At 66.9% G+C, this 583-nt stretch carries 1 protein-coding gene; it reads left to right on the forward strand.

All coding sequences use genetic code 11. The features are described from left to right. A partial coding sequence (locus tag NDO48_RS29055; protein ID WP_267322893.1) for a gamma-glutamyl-gamma-aminobutyrate hydrolase family protein occupies window positions 1-583 on the forward strand: 583 nt, incomplete at both ends.

Consider the following 583-nt stretch of genomic DNA (forward strand, 5'->3'; position numbering starts at 1 on the left):
ATGCAGCGCCCCAGCAATATCTGGAGGCGGCAATTTCGGGTGCCGGCGTGCTGCCTGTGCTGGTGCCGTCCTTCGGCGATCGCCTCGACCTCGACGTGTTGTTGTCGTCGGTCGACGGCGTGATGCTGACCGGCTCCAAGTCCAATGTCGATCCGCGCCTTTACGGCGAAGAGGCGACGGAAGCCAATGGTCCTTACGATTTCGCCCGCGATTCCACCACCATGCCCCTGATCCGCAAGGCGATCGAGCGCGGCGTGCCGCTGCTTGCCATCTGCCGCGGCATCCAGGAGCTCAACGTCGCCCTTGGCGGCTCGCTCGCCACCGAAATCCAGGAGCGCGACGGCATCGACGACCACCGCGCCCCCGTCAGCGACAACCAGGACGAACGTTTCGCCATTCGCCAGACGGCGACGATCAAGCCGGGCAGCTGCCTGGCCGGTGTATTCGGCCCCGGCGACATCCTGGTCAACTCGGTCCACCGCCAGGCGGTCGAGCGGCTCGGTGCCAAGCTGCAGGTCGAGGCCATCGCGCCCGACGGCACGGTCGAAGCCGTGTCGGTGCGCGATTCCAGGGCCTTTGCCGT

Source organism: Aminobacter sp. MET-1 (genome assembly GCF_026521175.1).
Lineage (GTDB): Bacteria > Pseudomonadota > Alphaproteobacteria > Rhizobiales > Rhizobiaceae > Aminobacter.